The following is a 16,218-nucleotide window of genomic DNA, read 5'->3' on the forward strand; positions in this document are numbered from 1 at the left end:
TGAAGTTCCTTATATCGGGGAGGGCGTGCCTGACGTCCCTGCCTCTGCGCACACCATTAAGACGTTTCGCCAATGAATGGGACTTCTGTCAATGTGCGTCTAAGGGGGTGACTTACAGCACGCGCCGGAAGGTTTGCCTTACCCGCTCGCGGTTGCCGCAATCGAAATGCCACCATTCGCTGGCGATGCCGACAAATCCGCCCTGCGCCATCGCCGCGCGCAGCAGTTGGCGATTGTCCAGCTGCTGTCGGGTCAGTTCGCCACGCGCCAGCAGCAGCGCCTCGCGCGCCGGGTGCGAGCGCTCGCTCATGTCGTCGAAGGCGGTGCCCATGTCGAGTTCGCGCCCATCCTCGCCGAGAAGGGTGATATCGAGCGCCATGCCGAAGGAGTGGATGGAACCGCGCTCGGGTGGGGCCAGGTACATGCGCAGGCCGGTGCCGCCGAGCGCATCCCACAGCGCTTCCTGCACCCGCTGCGGACGCAGCGCGTCGAGGATCAGCGCGGTGCAGCCGGGCCGCTCGTGCGCCAGCCAGGCCACCACCCGCTCCAGCGCGGCGGCGGCGTCGCGGTGCAGCCAGGCGCAGTCGAACGGCGAATACAGGTCGCGCCCGGTGAAGTTGTCGACACCAGCATAGCGCAAGTCGACCGCGATGCCGGCAATATCGGACAAGTGCCGGAAGTCGGCGCTCAGCCCAAGCTGTTCGATCGGCAAGCCCTCGATCATGATGGCGCCCCGATCGTCCCCGCCTGCATGATGGCGTGGAACACGTCGATGTGGCGCAGGCGCATGATGCGGTCCCCGTCCTGTTATGCCGCTGGCTTGGCGGCGGGTGTGGTCAGCGCGTCGAGCAGGGCTGCCGTTTCGGCGTCCGGCGTACCGTCGATGTTGGCCGGGCGGTATTTCATCTGGAAGGCGCCGATGACGTTGCGGGTCGCTTCGTCGAGCAGGCCGGTCTGCGGCAGCGCGTAGCCGACCGTCGCCAGGCGCGCCTGGAACCAGGCCACGTCGGGCAGCAGCAGGTCGTACACGGGACGCGCGGCGGCGACCCTGGCGGCGTCGGGCCAGACCGCCAGGCCGTGCTGGGCCAGCTGGAACCACGGGAACATCGGTCCCGGATCCTGCTTGCGCTGGGGGGCGATGTCGCTGTGGCCGAGGATGTTTTCCGGCGGGATGTTGTGGCGCTTGACGATGTCTTGCAGCAGCACGATCAGGCGGTCCACCTGGGCTTGCGGGAAGGGATACCAGATGCGCCCGCCCGAGGTGGTGGTGAAGCCGGGATTGACGATTTCGATGCCGATCGAGTTACCGTTGAGCAGGGTGTAGTTTTTCCAGTTCGATACGCCGGCGTGGTTGGACTGGCGCGTTTCATCGACCAGTCCGTAGACGACGGGGGTGGCTTCGTCGGTCAGCAGGTAGTGGCTGCTGACCGTTTGCTCGGTCAAGACCTTGATCGATTGCGGCAGGTTGATGGCCGTGTAGTGCAGGATGACGAACTTGACCCTGCTGCTCTGGCCCTTGGCCGAGTAGCTGTGGTCGATGGCGGGGCCGGTGGCGCAGCCGGACAGCAGGGCGATCAGGAGGGTGGCGAGCAGGGTTTTCATGGGCAAAGGTAGAGGTAGAGGTAACGGTAGCGGTAGCGTTGAATTTACCCCCGTCGTTCCCGCGCAGGCGGGAACCCAAGTTCGCCGCTCAGTCGTTAGCTGCGGCACGAACTTGGGCTCCCGCCTCCGCGGGAGCGACGGAGGTGGCGCGAATGACGGCGCTCAGGTCCAGGCCGCGGCAATCCGCGCCGCAGCATGATGAGCGCGGGCCGTCGTCTGCGTCAAGCCTATCGTATCCGGCAAGCCGGCGCGCATCGTGTTCACTATCAAGGGATGGAGTGCGGCGGCGCGGCCCGCCAGCACCACCGGCCTTGTGCCAAAACGCGCCGTCAAGGCCAGCGCCAGGCGCGCCAGTTCGAATCCCGCTTCCTTCAGGATCGCGGCCGCCACAGGATCGGCCTCGGCACTGGCAGCCACCGCCAGCGCCAGCCGGCCCACCTCGCCGCGTTCCTGTCCATAGATGAACTGGCGCGACAGCGCCCAATCGTCGCCGCCAATCTGCGCGAACACCGCCTGCGCCATGGGCGACGCGCGCCAGCGGCCCGGTTCTTCATCCTCATTGCGCCAGATGTGGCGCAGCGCCTCGCGCGCGATCCAGAAGCCGCCACCGCCATCGTCGAGCATCACGCCACGGCCGCCGGCGCGGTGGAACACGCCGCCAGCATCGATCCAGGCGCCGATCGAGCCGGTGCCGGCATACACCAGATAGCCCTCGCCCGGCGCAAAACTGGCGAGATAGGCGATTTCGATATCGCTGCACAGCACGACCTTTTCATCCGGCAAGCCGAGCGGGCCGGCCAGCCACTGCCGCAGTTGCGCGCCATCGCCGCCGAAGCCGGTCAGCCCGGCGCGCACCGCCTGCGGCCGCCCATGGGCCAGCACCGTGGCCGCCAGCGCGGCAAAACTGGCTTGCACCTTGGCATGCCCGTCCGCGCTGCCCATCTGCAAGGCGGACAAACCGGCCACCTCGCCCTCGGCCACGATCGCGCCGTCGGCCGCCGCCAGCGCCCAGCGCGTGCGGGTGCCGCCGGCATCGATGCCGAGGCCCGCTCCACTCATGGCTTGAGGACCGGAATGCGTTCGCCCTCATTACCCAGGCGGTCCACCGCGCTGACAAACACGGCGCTGGCAGGGCCGAGTTTGGCGTCGTCCAGCACGGTCCAGTCGGCGCGTGACGCGGGCACCACGGCGAAGCGCCATTCGCCGCCGTGGCGCGACCAGATCGCGTACTGCGCATTCGACTTGCCGGCCGTGAGTTTCAGGGCCACGCCGTTACCCTCGCGCCGCGCGGTGACGGTTGGCGGGCCGGGCGCGTCGTCGCCAAGCCACGGCGAGGCCGGCACCAGCGCCGGGGCGACATAGTGGCCGCTCTTGAGCTGATCGCTGATGCCCTGGCGGTTATCCATCAGCGCCACCATGCTGAAATGCACGTGGCCGCCGGCACCAGGACGGCTGCGGGTGACGCCGATCTGCTGCACGATTTCATTGGCCTGGTAGCCCTTGCTGGCAGCCCCGATGCGGCTGGTGAACAGGCCCGGCCAGATATGGCGCCGCTTGCCGTTCTGCCCCACCCAGTAGTCGAGCAGCACGTCGTACGCTTGCGGGGCCTGGCCGATGGCCCAGTACAGCTGGGGCGAAAGATAGTCGAGCCAGCCGCTGGCGAGCCACAGTTCGGCGTCGGCGTACAACTTGTCGTACTGGCTGAAACCGACGATGCCGCGCGGGCGCCGGTCCGGACGGCCGATGCCGAAGGGACTGATGCCGAAACGCACCCAGCTTTTCTCGCGGTGGATGCCTGCGTACAAGGCTTCGATCAGCTTGTTGACATTCTGGCGGCGCCAGTCGGCACGCTCCAGCTTGCCGCCGGAGAGCAGATAGCGCTGCCAGGCGGGCTGGTCGGGAAACTCCAGCTCGGCCTTGGGCACATAGGCGCCGTCGAGCGCAGCCGTTTCCGCGCCGCTGGCGCCGGGCGCTTCGATCGGATACGGATAGAAATAGTCGTCCAGGTGCACGCCATCGATATCGTAGCGGCGCACCACGTCCAGAATCACGTCCAGGGTGTGTTTGGACGCCGATTCTTCGCCCGGGTCCATCCACAAAAAGCGCCCATAACTCTTCACCGCCGCCGGATTGGCCTTGGAAATATGGTCGTGCGAGGGGGGCGACTTGGCGGTAGCATGGCGCGCGCGGTAAGGGTTGAACCAGGCGTGCAATTCCAGTCCGCGCGCATGGGCTTGCGTGACCCAGAACTTGAGCGGGTCGTACCACGGTTGCGGCGCCTGGCCCTGGGTGCCGCTCAGGTACTCGGTCCACGGTTCCAGCTTGGAGGGATAGATGGCGTCGGCGCTCGGCCGCACCTGCAACACGATGGCGTTCAGGTTCATGGCCTTGGCGCGGTCCAGAATGGCGAGCGCCTCGGCCTGCTGTTTCTCGGCCGGCAGGTTGGCGCGCGAGGGCCAGTCGATATTGGCCACCGTCGACACCCAGGCGGCGCGAAATTCGCGCGGCGCCAGCGGCGGCACGGTCTCGCTGCCACCCTGGATGGTGGCCGGACTGGGCACCACGCCCACGGCCCCGCCCGTTCCCGCCTCCGGCGTGGCCGTGGTACACGCTGTCATCAACCCGCCCAGCGCCATGGCGCCGGCTACCCCTGCTAGCGCGAATGCGCGTCTTGTCCTGTTCGGCTGCAAACCATTCCCCAATCTAAACTTTTACAAACCACTTCCTGCGCCACATCCACCATGCAAGCAAGAACATCGCCGCGTTAAACAGCAGAGCATAAAGCAAAGAGCTGTTCACAGGCGACACGCCTAGCGCACTCACCTGTGCATACAGGCGTTGCGCCAGGGTCACACCGCCGACCTCGATAAAGCCCAGCATTGTAGACACCAGCCCGGAAAACGCGAAAATGAACAGCGCGTTCATGCCGTAGATAATCAATGGCGTGCTCCAGCGCGCCGCCGCGCTGCGCAACGGGAGGTGGGGATTGGCGTCGAGCAGCCAGTAAAAGCTGGAAAATACGATCAGCGCCCAGCCCGTCATGAACAGGCAGAAAGATGGTGTCCACAGGCTCTTGTTGATCGGCATGAGCACGACGTCGAGCACGGCGCCGATCCACAGCAGGGCCAGGCCGGCCAGCAGCATCCAGACGGTCTGTTCGGTGCGCGAGTGGCTTGAGAGCAGCCAGCGCCCCGCCAGCACGCCCAGCAACTGGCTGCACAGGGCCGGAATGGTCGAGAGCAAACCTTCCGGGTCCCAGGTCTTGGACTGAGGCCACAGGTGGCCGTCCAGCAGCAGGCGGTCGATCCAGGCGCCGACGTCCTGGCCCGGTTCGAGCACGCCGGCGCCGATGCCGGGCACCGGCACCCGCAGCATCAGCACGCTGTAGAGCGCCAGCAGGCCGATAATCCACAGCACTTGCTGGCGCCAGCTGAAATACAGCACGATGGGCGCGGCCAGCAGGGTGCAGATGGCGATGCGCTGCAGCACGCCGGGAATGCGCACGGTGGACAGGTCGAAGCCGGGGATCAGGTTCAGCGCCAGGCCGATCAGGAAGATGATGGCGGCGCGCACGGCCAGCTTGCGCAGCAGGGTCGGCTTGTCGGCCCCGGCCGCGGCCAGGCGCCCTAGCGAGAGCGCCATCGAGACCCCGCCGATGAAGAGAAAAAAGGGGAAAATCCAGTCGGTGAAGGTCCAGCCATGCCAGTGGGCGTGCTCCAGCTGGGAATACAGGTGGCTCCAGTCGCCCGGATTGTTGACCAGGGTCATGGCCGCAATGGTGAAGCCGCGGAAGGCGTCCAGCGAGGCAAGGCGGGCTGGCGCCGTCATTTGTCCGTCTTCTTGCCAAATTCCGGATCGATCTTCACCAGCGCCGCCATGATGAAGGCCGGAATGGTCATCAGGCACACGTAGATGAAGAAATGCTGGTACCCAAGGAATTCCTGGATTTTGCCGCTGTACATGCCCGGCACCATCATGCCGAGTGCCATCAGCCCGGTACAGATGGCGTAGTGGGCCGTTTTATGTTCGCCGTCCGAGACCATGATCATGTACAGCATCATGGCGGTGAAACCGAAACCGTAGCCGAACTGCTCCAGCGCGATGCTGGCGGCGATCAGCATGAAATTCTGCGGCAAGGCAGTGGCCAGGAAGACGAACACGACGTCGGGAATGTGTACCGCGAACACCATCAGCCACAGGCAGCGTTTCAGGCCCAGGCGCGAAATCAGGAAGCCGCCCAGCAGGCCGCCCAGGGTCAGCGCGATAATGCCGATGGTGCTGTAAGCGAGCCCGATCTGCGAGGTCGTCATGCCGAGGCCACCCTTGATGACCGGATCCTTCATGAAGGGAATCGCCAGCTTGAGCAACTGCGATTCGCCCAGGCGGAACGTGAGAATGAAGCCGAGGATCAGCCAAATGTCGCGCTTGCCGAAAAAAGAGGCAAAGGTGGCAAAGAATTCGGCCAGTTTGTTGTCGCCCCCAGGCACGGTCTGGTCCTCGGCCGGGCGCTCCAGCACCACGCTGTGATAGGCGAACAGGCCCACGAACAGCGCCGCCAGCACGGAGAACGTGACCGTCCAGGCAAAGACCGCGTCGCCGGTGCGGGTGGTCAGATGGCCGGCCAGCATGCCCATGGCGCCGCCGCCGGCAATCGTGGCCAGCCGGTAAAAGGTACTGCGCACGCCGACAAAGGCGGCTTGCTGGTATTGCTTCAAGCCCAGCATATAAAAACCGTCGGCGGCGATATCGTGGGTGGCGGAAAAGAAAGCCATCACCCACAGCACACCCAGGCTGATCTGGAACCAGCCCGGCAAGTGCATGGTGAAGCCGACCGCGCCCAGCCCGGCGCCGATGGCCAGCTGCATGTTGACGATCCACCAGCGCTTGGTGCGCACCAGGTCGACCAGGGGCGACCAGAGCGGCTTGATGACCCAGGGCAGGTACAGCCAGCTGGTGTAGAAGGCGATATCGTCGTTGCTCACGCCGCGGTCCTTGTACATCAGGACCGACAGGGTCATCACCACCACATAGGGAATGGCTTGGCCGAAATACAGGGAAGGCACCCACAGCCACGGACTTTTCTGTTGCGCAGTTTGCATAATTCTTTCGTGATCATGCAGGCCGGACGGCCGCCGCCGCCCCGCGCAAGCCACGCACAGACAGTCAGGCGGCCAGTGCCTGGCGCACGCTGCCGCGCGCGCTCTCAAGCAAGACCCTGGCCTGGGCGATACTGGTTTTTTTGGTCAGGGCCACGATGGCGACCTTGACATGGAAATCGCATTGTTCCAGCACCGCGCGGGCGGCGGCCTCGTCGGCGCCGGTGGCAAACATCGTCAGGCGGACCGCGCGCAGCACCAGCTTGGCATTGGTTGGCTTCAAGTCTACCATCAGGTTGCCGTAGACCTTGTGTAAACGCACCATCAGGGCGCTCGAAAAGGTGTTCAGGGCAATTTTCTGGGATGTGCCGGCTTTCAGCCTGGTGCTGCCGGAAATGATTTCCGGGCCGGTATCGAGCGTGATGCCGATCTGCGCTTCGCGCACCACGGGCGCGTCGGGATTGTTGGCGAAGCCGATTGTCAGGGCGCCGGCCGCGGCGGCGGCGCGCAGGGCGCCCAGCACGTAGGGCGTGGCGCCGGAGGCGGCCAGCAGCAGCACCACGTCGTCGCGCCCCGGGTTGAGCGCGCGCAGGTCGGCCGCGCCCTGGGCGCTGTCATCCTCGGCGCCTTCGACGGCGACGAACATGGCGTCGATGCCGCCGGCCAGCAGCGCCAGCGCGCGCTCGTGCGGCCAGGAAAAGGTGGGGTACAGTTCAACGCTGTCGAGCACGCCGAGGCGGCCCGAGGTGCCGGCGCCCACATACATGAGGCGCCCGCCGGCATCGATGCGCGGCAGGGCGGCCGTGACGGCGGCGGCAATCTGGCCGGACGCGGCGTGCACCGCGCGCACGGCGCCGAACTGGTCGTCGATGAGGGTGTCGACCAGTTCGGCGGTGGGGTACAGATCCAGGTCCGCATGCTGCCGGTCGGGGGTTTCTGTGTTCAACATGGGCCGCTCCGCTGTTTCGACCCCCTAGTGTAATTCCAAACTGCTAAGGAAGCGCTGATCAATTGACGATTCTGGCTGGCGGCGCGAAGTTTTTGGGGCTGCGTTTCCGAAGAGCGGCATCGGTGATGTCTCGACCGTTGAGCCAGCCAATTTTTCCGTTTTAAGAGCGTTTTCCTCGCGGCGTTGACTCACAGGTATATCGTATTGAGCAAGGCGATAACGACCAGAAGTGCGCTAAACTGGTCTCAGGATCAAACCAAAATGAGGTGCCATATGACAGACCCGGTGAAGACGCTTGGTCGATCTCGTTGGAAACGACTAAGGGGTGAGGCCGCAGCGTCCCCACGCCAGATGTTTCGTGATACGTCGGTCGAAGTGAACGACATTACGGTGCTTTCAGTCAAGAGACGACTCGTAATCAAGATGAAAGAGGTGGCTACCGGCCGCACTGTCATTTTCGGCGAACTGAGCGGCAATGCTTATCGCAACCGAATCAAGGAGGCAATCAAAAAGACGGATAACGCGAAGCTCGAAGCTCAGGCGCCTGCTGTTGCTGAACCCGCTCAGTCGCCAGACTTGGCGAAGTTCATGAGCGCCTTTGGCAGCCTTAAAGGAAAGGGTGTCTTCGGCGGTGACGCTGTGGAGTTCCAACGAGAAATGCGCGAAGAATGGCGATAGCATTAATTGATACCAATATTGTTATCGACTTCTTCAACGGGGTGCCCGATGCAAGGAAAGAGCTCCTGTATGACACGGACATCGCGATAAGCAACATCACCTACATGGAGTTTGCTATTGGGTTTCGACGCGACGTTGGTAAGGGAACGATAACGACTGCGGAGTTTGCTGATTCGATGGCGAAGCTCGCCGGCCTCCTTGTTATCCAGATCAATCAGAAAATCACTGACAAGGCGATCGACATCAGGGCCAACAGCATTCTCGGCCCAAACAGGGGGATCAAACTGCCTGATGCTATCGTTCTCGCTACTGCGGAATCAGAGGGGCGCTACATGGTCACGCGTGATGTGATGGGGTACACCAGTCCATTAATACGCATGCCGTATCAGCTTAGCGGCGAGGCCGTACTGGACTTGAAACTGCCCAAGCCGAGATAACGAGATTGCGCGGCCGAGGTCCAGCGGCCCGACACCGATCAGCGTCGATCGCCCCAAGGCTTTGGCGGCGGCCAGATGCTGCAGAAAATGCCGGCCGACGTCATTCGGATCGGGGCCACGCGGCGCGCGCAACCGGCTGACCAGCATGCACCTGCCGTGCCTGGACAGCGCCGAATCTCCAAGCGCGGTCCGCAAATCCAGAAAGGGAATTGATCAGCACTTCCCTATGCGACGCGCTAGGCGACGCGCTACGCGACGCGCCGCATCTCCGCCACGAAATCGTAATGGTCGCTGCGGCAATACGAATGGGTCAGCTCGACCGCCTGGCCCGACTCCAGGTAGCCGACCCTCGTGATGTACAGCACCGCCTGGCCTTCCGGCACGCCGAGCTGGCCGGCCAGCACGGCGCCGGCATTCATGGCGCGGATATGTTGCAGTGCACGCACGGGGGTGTGGCCGGTGGTGGCCAGGTGCTCGTACAGGGAGTTGCCGACCGCCTCAGGCTTGGGCAGCACGCTGGCCGGAATCACGCTGACCTCGTAGGCCATGACGACATCGTCGGCCAGGCGCAGGCGTTCGAGGCGGGCCACGCGGGCATTCGGCGACAAGCCCAGGCTCAGTTGCTCGTCGGCGCTGGCGACGATCACCGAGCGGCTGAGCCATTGCGAACCGGGACGGTAGCCGCGCTGCTGCAACTGCTCGGAAAAGCTCGACAGGTTCGACAGCGGCTGCTCGATGCGCGGCGCCACGTAGTTGCCCGAGCCGCGGCGGCGCACCACCAAGCCCTGCTCGACCAGCTGGTCGATGGCCTTGCGCGCGGTCACGCGCGAGACGTCGAGCTGCTCGGACAGCAGCCGTTCGGACGGCAGCGCCTGGTCGACCTGGTAGCGCCCGTCGCGCACGTCCTGGATCAGTTTGCGCGCCACTTGCATGTACAGCGGGGAATTGTCGTTCAAATCGACCTTGAAATCGGTGTGGGTAGTGCTCATTACGGTTCCGCTCATGGTCATCGATCCTGTGCTGCCGCCATGCTGGCGTGCGCATCAGTGTAATCGTCATGCCGCCGCCGGTCGGCAGGCACCGTCATGACATGATCGGCGGCGCGCATACCGGCACGTGATGGCCGCATTCGTCTTGCATTCTAGCCTGATTGGCCGCCCCGCTCCCACCGCCATCGAGGAAATTTTATGCCATGCTGACAAAGGCGCCAGACATATTAGCGCATAGACAAGACATATGAATCGCGCTTATGGGCACCGGCGCCGGAATCATTGGCGCGCGCGGCCGCCTGTGCGTAAGCTGCTGCCATGGAGGTCAACAAAGGTGGAGCGGCATGCGGGAAGTCATCGTGATCGGCGGCGGGGTGGTGGGACTGGCATCAGCCTGGTGGCTGCTGGAGGCCGGCTTCGGCGTGACCCTGCTCGAACGCGAGGAGACGCTGGGCGCCGGCGCCAGTTTCCGCAATGGCGGCCAGCTCAGCTACCGCTACGTGGCGCCGTTCGCCGATGCCGGGGTGCCGCTCAAGGCGCTGCGCTGGCTGTTGCAAAAAGATGGGCCGCTGCGCTTCCGGCCTGAAGCCGACCGCCGCCAGTGGCGCTGGCTGGCGCAGTTCGTGGCGCACTGCGATGCCGGCATCCATCGCCGCACCACGGCGCGATTGCTCCAGCTTGGCGAGCTGAGCCGCAGCGCGATGGGTCAGCTGGACGATATCTTCCCGCGCGCGCAGTATGGCTGGAGGGAGGCCGGCAAGCTGGTGGTGTACCGTTCCGGCAAGCTGTTCGATGCGGCTGCGGCGCGCGCCGATGCGGGCGGCGAGGTGCTGTCGGCGGCCGCTTGCGTGGCGGCCGAACCGGCGCTGGCGGCGGCGCAATCGGTGCTGGCCGGCGGCGTGTTGAACCGGGGCGAGGCAGTGGCCGACTGCCACGCCTTTTGTACCGGGCTGGGGCAGCGCCTGCACGCGCATCCGCGTTTTCGCGGCATCGTGCGCAGCGAGGCTCGCGGCTTCCTGCTGGAAAAGGGCAGGGTGGCATGGCTCGACACCAGCGCCGGCATGCTGGCGGCGGACGATTACGTGTTGGCGGCGGGCATCCGCAGCCGCACCCTGGCGGCCACGGCGGGCATTTACCTGCCGCTGTATCCGCTCAAGGGTTACAGCCTGAGCGCGCCGGTGCGGCCGGGCGACTGTCCGCCGCAGATCAGCGTGACCGACTTCGAGCGCAAGGTGCTGTACGCGCGCATCGGCGACCAGTTGCGCGTGGCGGCCATGGTCGACATGGTGGGCGAGGATGTGTCGCTCGATGCGGGCCGCATCGCCGGGCTGCTGCGCCAGGCGCGCGCGACGATGCCGCGGGCGGCCGATTACGGGACGGCGACTGCGTGGGCCGGCCTGCGCCCGGCTACGCCAAGCAGCGCACCGATCATCGGGGCCACGCCGGTGAGCAACCTGTGGCTGAACGTTGGGCACGGGCCGCTGGGATTTACGTTTGCGTGCGGCTCGGCCAGCATATTGGCTGCTGTGATGCGGGGCCAGGCGCCGCCGATCAGCCTGGAGGGGCTTGCTCTGGGCGGTTGACGATGGATGGGGTAGCGCGCAAGGGGGCGGTTGAGCCGCCCCGATTCCACTCAAACGCGGCCGCTATTCCAGGATTTCAATGCCGATGAGGCGTCCGGCAGCGTCAAAGTCCATGTAGATATCCACGCCTTGATAGTCGATGAGGTCGGACAGACGCACCATTTTTTTGACACAGCCAGATGTGTTCTCTCCCGGGTGATCGGGCAGACTCAGGTACGCAACCAGGCTGTCGTCTTCAGGATCGTATTCCGGGTCCTCTTGAAGGTCCGTTTCAGCAATCTTCAATTCAATTTTTCCATTTGCCATAACGATCTTTCAGGCGCCAAATCAAGAATGCGTGCGAATCGCCTGTAACGGAGAAAGCTTGTTCTCCAATACAGGCCAAGCATCAGCGCGGGGGAGGGTGCAGCATACAAGATCTTTACGACGTGCTCCGGGCGCGCAGGAGGGCTCCTTGCGCCTGGCAGCATTTCTGCATCGGCGCGGCGGGACGACAACAGGTGGACGCTATTGCCGCCACGTAGCATGAGTTTACGCCTGACGCCAAGGCAAGTGTGCACAAGATGTATTGCAGTTGTTCAAGATTATGCCATGTTCATGTTACGTGAACATAAGGAAAGCATGAACAGACCTTGACACCTCGCTCAAAGACTTCCAATGTCGATGTACGTGAACAGAGAAGAAAAATGAACAAACCAGCTCCACTCGATAACAGCAAGCAGCGAAACGCCGAGCTGGCACTAGAGACGGCTATCGATGCCCTGGCTTCCACCACCGGCATTAGCGGGAAAGTGCTCGCATTCGAGCCAAGCAATGACCATGGAACCCGCGCGGATGCGGACCTTGAGCTGTCCATCGACGGCAGGTCGTATCGCTATCTCGTCGAGATCAAACACATCGACCGCATGGCGCTGCTTCATCAGGTCAAGCAGCAATTCGCCGAGGCACCCTGCCCGTGGCTGCTGGCGGCCCCAAGAATGTCAGCCGAACTCGCCGGCAAATGCCGCGACATCGGCGTGCAGTTCATCGATGCCGATGGCAATGCATATCTGCAAGCGCCAGGCATGCTGGTACTCGTAAAAGGACAACGCCCCGGCAAGGGCAGCGCACTGAGCGAGGCTCTGAGCGACGGCGTACGTGCCGGCGGCCCCGGCGCTTTACGACTGGCCTTCGTGCTGCTCTGCGCACCTGAACTGCTGAACGCACCGTATCGCGTTCTCAGCCGGGCCGCCGGCGTCTCGCTTGGCGCCGTCGGTGCGATCATCCAGGACCTCGCAAGGCGGGGATTCATCATCAATGCCAAGAGCGGCCGCCGCTTCCTGGAAAAGGAAAGGCTGATAAGCGAATGGGCGACGATGTACCCGATCATGCTGCGCCCGAAACTCGCTCCGCAGCGCTTCCGGGCGTCGCAGCGCGACTGGTGGAAGAGTGTCGATATCGCCCGTTTTGAAGCGGTGTGGGGCGGCGAAGTGGCAGCCGACCAATTGACCGGTTACCTGAAGCCCGAAAAGATTACCATCTATATGCACGGCTCGAGCATGCGGCAAAACCTGGGCAAGCTGGTCATTCAAAACAAGTTGCGGGCCGATCCGGATGGGGACATCGAAATACTGGAAAAATTCTGGGAGCTGCCACCGATCGACAACGCAACGCCAGCCAGCGTGCCGCCGCTGCTCGCCTACGCCGATCTGGTCGCCAGCATGGAACCCCGCAATCTCGAGGTTGCCGCGATGATCTACCAGCATCTGAAAAATGGGAACTGAACTCCAACTCAAGACCCCCATCGATGGCACCGATGCCCTGAGCAGCGACATGGCCCGCGCACTGCTCACCAAGGCCGACCCGGAAGATTACGCAGCCAGGCTGTTGGGACAGTTCAAGGCAGGCTTCGGCGCAAAGTAGCAAGTACAGGCCGCTCCAAACCACCCCCGCGCCGCATCCGCGCTCTGTCCGCACGCACATACGCACGCCGCCCCGTCGATGCCGGCAATATGGCGGATAATTGCAAGATTCCGTTTTTGCAAACAACCATGCCCTCACCCTCCACCTGCCCCTGCGGCGGCGCCACCTTCGCCACCTGCTGCGCCCCTTACCTGGACGGTCAAGCCGTGCCCCAGACGGCCGAAGCCCTGATGCGCTCGCGCTACAGCGCCTACACCCTGGGCCAGGAAGCCTACCTGCGCGCCACCTGGCACCCGAGCACCGTCCCGGCCGGGACGATCATCAACGAAAACGACGCAACCCGCTGGCTGGGACTGGAGATTAAATCCGCTTTACGTTTACGTAAACGTCAAGCAAACCTGCTAGAATCGCCGGACGCCGATACCGTAGAATTCGTCGCCCGCTACAAGATTGGCGGGCGCGCGCACCGCCTGCACGAAGTGAGCCGTTTCGTTCGCGAGACCCACGACGGCGTGGCGCGCTGGTACTACCTGGACGGCAGTTTCCCGGACTAAAAAAGGATCGCAATGCCCCACATCGACAGCAAACTCAATCCGCGCAGCGACGACTTCAAGGCCAACGCCGCGGCCATGCAACGCATCGTCGACGACCTGCGCGCCAAGGTCACCGCGGCCGCCGCCGGCGGTGGCGAGGCCGCCAGCGCCAAGCATGTCGCGCGCGGCAAGCTGCTGCCGCGCGACCGCGTGCAGATGTTGCTCGATCCCGGCACGCCCTTCCTCGAATTTTCCCAGCTGGCCGCGTACGACATGTACGACGGCGCCGCGCCCGCCGCCGGCATCATCACCGGCATCGGCCGCGTGTCCGGCCAGGAGTGCGTGATCGTCTGTAACGACGCCACCGTCAAGGGCGGCACCTACTACCCGATGACGGTCAAGAAGCACCTGCGCGCGCAGGAAATCGCCGACCAGAACCAGCTGCCCTGCATCTACCTGGTCGACTCGGGCGGCGCCAACCTGCCGAACCAGGACGACGTCTTCCCCGACCGCGACCATTTCGGCCGCATCTTCTTCAACCAGGCCAATTTGTCGGCCAAGGGCATCCCGCAGATCGCCGTCGTCATGGGTTCGTGCACCGCCGGCGGCGCCTACGTGCCGGCCATGAGCGACGAATCGATCATCGTCAAGGAGCAGGGCACCATCTTCCTGGGCGGCCCGCCGCTGGTGAAAGCGGCCACCGGCGAAGTGGTCACGGCCGAAGACCTGGGCGGCGGCGACGTCCACACGCGCCTGTCCGGCGTGGTCGACCACCTGGCGCAGAACGACCTGCACGCGCTGTCGCTGGCGCGCACCATCGTGTCGAACCTGAACCGGGTCAAACCGGCCCAGATGGCGCTGCGCGAGTCCGTCGAACCGAAATACGCGCCGGAAGAACTGTACGGCGTCATTCCCGTCGATACGCGCAAGCCCTTCGATGTGCGCGAAGTCATCGCCCGCATCGTCGACGGCAGCGACTTCGACGAATTCAAGGCGCGCTACGGCACCACGCTCATTTGCGGCTTCGCCCATATCTATGGCGTCAAGGTCGGCATCATCGCCAACAACGGCATCCTGTTCTCCGAGTCGGCCTTGAAAGGCACGCACTTCATCGAACTGTGCTGCCAGCGCAAGATCCCGCTGGTGTTCCTGCAAAATATCACCGGCTTCATGGTCGGGCGCAAATACGAAAACGAAGGCATCGCCCGCAACGGCGCCAAGATGGTCACGGCGGTCGCCACGGCGGCGGTACCGAAGTTCACGGTCATCATCGGCGGCAGCTTCGGTGCCGGCAATTACGGCATGTGCGGGCGTGCGTTCTCGCCGCGCTTCTTGTGGATGTGGCCTAATGCGCGCATCTCGGTGATGGGCGGCGACCAGGCCGCGTCGGTGCTGGCCACGGTCAAGCGCGACGGCATCGAGGGCAAGGGCGGCCAGTGGTCGGCGGAAGAGGAAGCCGCCTTCAAGCAGCCGATCAAGGAACAGTACGAACACCAGGGCCATCCTTACTACGCCACCGCGCGCCTGTGGGACGATGGCGTGATCGATCCGGCCGACACCCGCATGGTGCTCGGCCTGGGCCTGTCGGCCGCCCTCAACGCGGAAATCCCGGACACGAAGTTCGGCGTCTTCCGCATGTAAAGCACTAGGTAAAGGAATCGCATGGACTATCAGACACTCGCCGTTTCAATCGCCGACCGGGTCGCCACCGTCACCCTGAACCGTCCGGACGTGCGCAACGCGTTCAACGAAATCACCATCGCCGAACTGTCGCTGGCCTTCGATGAACTGGGACGCGGCGACGACATCCGCGCCATCGTGCTCGATGCGAACGGCCCGGCCTTTTGCGCCGGCGCGGACCTGAACTGGATGAAGAAAATGGCCGGCTACTCGCACGCCGAAAACAGCGAGGACGCCGCCAAGCTGGCCGAGATGCTGCGCGCGATCTACCTGTGCCCGAAACCGGTGGTCGCCAAGATCCAGGGCGACTGCTATGCCGGCGGCATGGGCCTGGTGGCCGCCTGCGATATCGCGGTAGCCGTGGGCAGCGCCAGCTTCTGCCTGTCCGAAGTCAAACTGGGCCTGATCCCGGCGACCATTTCGCCGTACGTGATCCGCGCCATGGGCGAAAACGCGGCGCGCCGCTACTTCCTCACGGCCGAAAAATTCAGCGCCCAGGAAGCGCACCGCATCGGCTTCGTGCACGACATCGTGCCGGCCGATTCGCTCGACGCCCAGGTGGCGGCGATCGTCAACGCGCTGGTCACCAGCAGCCCGAACGCCGTGCGCGAAGCCAAGGTGCTGGTGCGCGAGATCACCGGCAAGGCGGTCGATGCGGCGATGGTGGTCGACACCGCCGAGCGCATCGCCAAGGTACGCGCATCGGATGAAGGCCGCGAAGGCGTCGCTTCCTTCCTCGAAAAACGCAAGCCTTCCTGGCTGGTGTGAC

17 protein-coding genes are annotated in these 16,218 nt (G+C 64.3%); 8 read left to right on the forward strand and 9 right to left on the reverse strand.

All coding sequences use genetic code 11. From position 1 onward, the window contains the following. Window positions 1-112: 112 nt before the first annotated feature. The 7 genes from IV454_RS07245 to IV454_RS07275 all read right to left on the reverse strand — a co-directional run bounded on the left by IV454_RS07245 (window position 113) and on the right by IV454_RS07275 (window position 7,647). Window positions 113-724, reverse strand: coding sequence for a M15 family metallopeptidase (locus IV454_RS07245; protein WP_206090917.1), 612 nt, complete (start codon window positions 722-724; stop codon window positions 113-115). Between the two features lie 83 nt (window positions 725-807). Beyond that, window positions 808-1,602, reverse strand: a complete 795-nt coding sequence (locus IV454_RS07250; protein WP_206090918.1) for an N-acetylmuramoyl-L-alanine amidase — start codon at window positions 1,600-1,602, stop codon at window positions 808-810. A gap of 162 nt (window positions 1,603-1,764) precedes the next feature. Beyond that, window positions 1,765-2,661, reverse strand: a complete 897-nt coding sequence (locus tag IV454_RS07255; protein ID WP_206090919.1) for an N-acetylglucosamine kinase — start codon at window positions 2,659-2,661, stop codon at window positions 1,765-1,767. Further along, the gene (locus tag IV454_RS07260) at window positions 2,658-4,220 is read right to left on the reverse strand and encodes a glycoside hydrolase family 10-like protein (protein WP_229522111.1); all 1,563 of its coding nucleotides are present in this window, start codon (window positions 4,218-4,220) and stop codon (window positions 2,658-2,660) included. The genes IV454_RS07255 and IV454_RS07260 overlap by 4 nt, the downstream gene beginning before the upstream one ends. Window positions 4,221-4,305: 85 nt before the next feature. Next, entirely contained in the window at window positions 4,306-5,430 is a 1,125-nt protein-coding gene (locus IV454_RS07265) for an acyltransferase family protein (RefSeq protein WP_206090921.1), read from the reverse strand. Then, entirely contained in the window at window positions 5,427-6,701 is a 1,275-nt protein-coding gene (locus IV454_RS07270) for an MFS transporter (protein ID WP_206090922.1), read from the reverse strand. Before IV454_RS07270 ends, IV454_RS07265 begins: the two co-directional genes overlap by 4 nt. A gap of 64 nt (window positions 6,702-6,765) precedes the next feature. Next, entirely contained in the window at window positions 6,766-7,647 is an 882-nt protein-coding gene (locus tag IV454_RS07275) for an N-acetylmuramic acid 6-phosphate etherase (RefSeq protein ID WP_206090923.1), read from the reverse strand. Between the two features lie 273 nt (window positions 7,648-7,920). On the opposite strand from IV454_RS07275, the gene IV454_RS07280 reads away from it, so the two are divergent. Together IV454_RS07280 and IV454_RS07285 are read left to right on the forward strand one after the other, a co-directional pair. Then, window positions 7,921-8,325 (forward strand): hypothetical protein, encoded by a 405-nt coding sequence (locus IV454_RS07280; RefSeq protein WP_206090924.1) that lies wholly within the window; start codon window positions 7,921-7,923, stop codon window positions 8,323-8,325. Next, complete coding sequence (locus IV454_RS07285) at window positions 8,316-8,762, forward strand: PIN domain-containing protein (RefSeq protein ID WP_206090925.1); 447 nt, start codon at window positions 8,316-8,318, stop codon at window positions 8,760-8,762. Before IV454_RS07280 ends, IV454_RS07285 begins: the two co-directional genes overlap by 10 nt. Window positions 8,763-9,010: 248 nt before the next feature. Here the strand turns inward: IV454_RS07285 and IV454_RS07290 are convergent, their stop codons facing one another. Further along, window positions 9,011-9,751: a GntR family transcriptional regulator gene (locus IV454_RS07290; RefSeq protein ID WP_054265320.1), complete on the reverse strand. Its 741-nt coding sequence runs from the start codon at window positions 9,749-9,751 to the stop codon at window positions 9,011-9,013. Between the two features lie 344 nt (window positions 9,752-10,095). On the opposite strand from IV454_RS07290, the gene IV454_RS07295 reads away from it, so the two are divergent. Then, entirely contained in the window at window positions 10,096-11,334 is a 1,239-nt protein-coding gene (locus IV454_RS07295; protein WP_206090926.1) for a D-amino acid dehydrogenase, read from the forward strand. 63 nt (window positions 11,335-11,397) lie between these two features. On the opposite strand, the gene IV454_RS07300 is transcribed toward IV454_RS07295, so the two are convergent. Next, the gene (locus IV454_RS07300; RefSeq protein WP_206090927.1) at window positions 11,398-11,640 is read right to left on the reverse strand and encodes a DUF2283 domain-containing protein; all 243 of its coding nucleotides are present in this window, start codon (window positions 11,638-11,640) and stop codon (window positions 11,398-11,400) included. 380 nt (window positions 11,641-12,020) lie between these two features. Between IV454_RS07300 and IV454_RS07305 the strand changes: the two genes are divergently transcribed. The 5 genes from IV454_RS07305 (at window position 12,021) to IV454_RS07325 (ending at window position 16,217) form a co-directional block, all read left to right on the forward strand. Then, window positions 12,021-13,097: a type IV toxin-antitoxin system AbiEi family antitoxin gene (locus tag IV454_RS07305; RefSeq protein WP_206090928.1), complete on the forward strand. Its 1,077-nt coding sequence runs from the start codon at window positions 12,021-12,023 to the stop codon at window positions 13,095-13,097. Beyond that, window positions 13,087-13,236 carry a hypothetical protein gene (locus IV454_RS07310; RefSeq protein WP_206090929.1) on the forward strand — a complete coding sequence of 50 codons (150 nt, stop codon included), beginning with the start codon at window positions 13,087-13,089 and terminating at the stop codon, window positions 13,234-13,236. Before IV454_RS07305 ends, IV454_RS07310 begins: the two co-directional genes overlap by 11 nt. 128 nt (window positions 13,237-13,364) lie before the next feature. Beyond that, the gene (locus tag IV454_RS07315) at window positions 13,365-13,790 is read left to right on the forward strand and encodes a YchJ family protein (RefSeq protein WP_206090930.1); all 426 of its coding nucleotides are present in this window, start codon (window positions 13,365-13,367) and stop codon (window positions 13,788-13,790) included. Window positions 13,791-13,802: 12 nt separating this feature from the next. Continuing rightward, entirely contained in the window at window positions 13,803-15,410 is a 1,608-nt protein-coding gene (locus tag IV454_RS07320; protein WP_206090931.1) for a carboxyl transferase domain-containing protein, read from the forward strand. 21 nt (window positions 15,411-15,431) lie between these two features. Next, window positions 15,432-16,217, forward strand: coding sequence for an enoyl-CoA hydratase/isomerase family protein (locus IV454_RS07325; protein ID WP_206090932.1), 786 nt, complete (start codon window positions 15,432-15,434; stop codon window positions 16,215-16,217). The last annotated feature ends 1 nt before the right edge of the window (window position 16,218 follow it).

This window comes from Massilia antarctica, from assembly GCF_015689335.1.
Classification (GTDB): domain Bacteria; phylum Pseudomonadota; class Gammaproteobacteria; order Burkholderiales; family Burkholderiaceae_D; genus Telluria_A; species Telluria_A antarctica.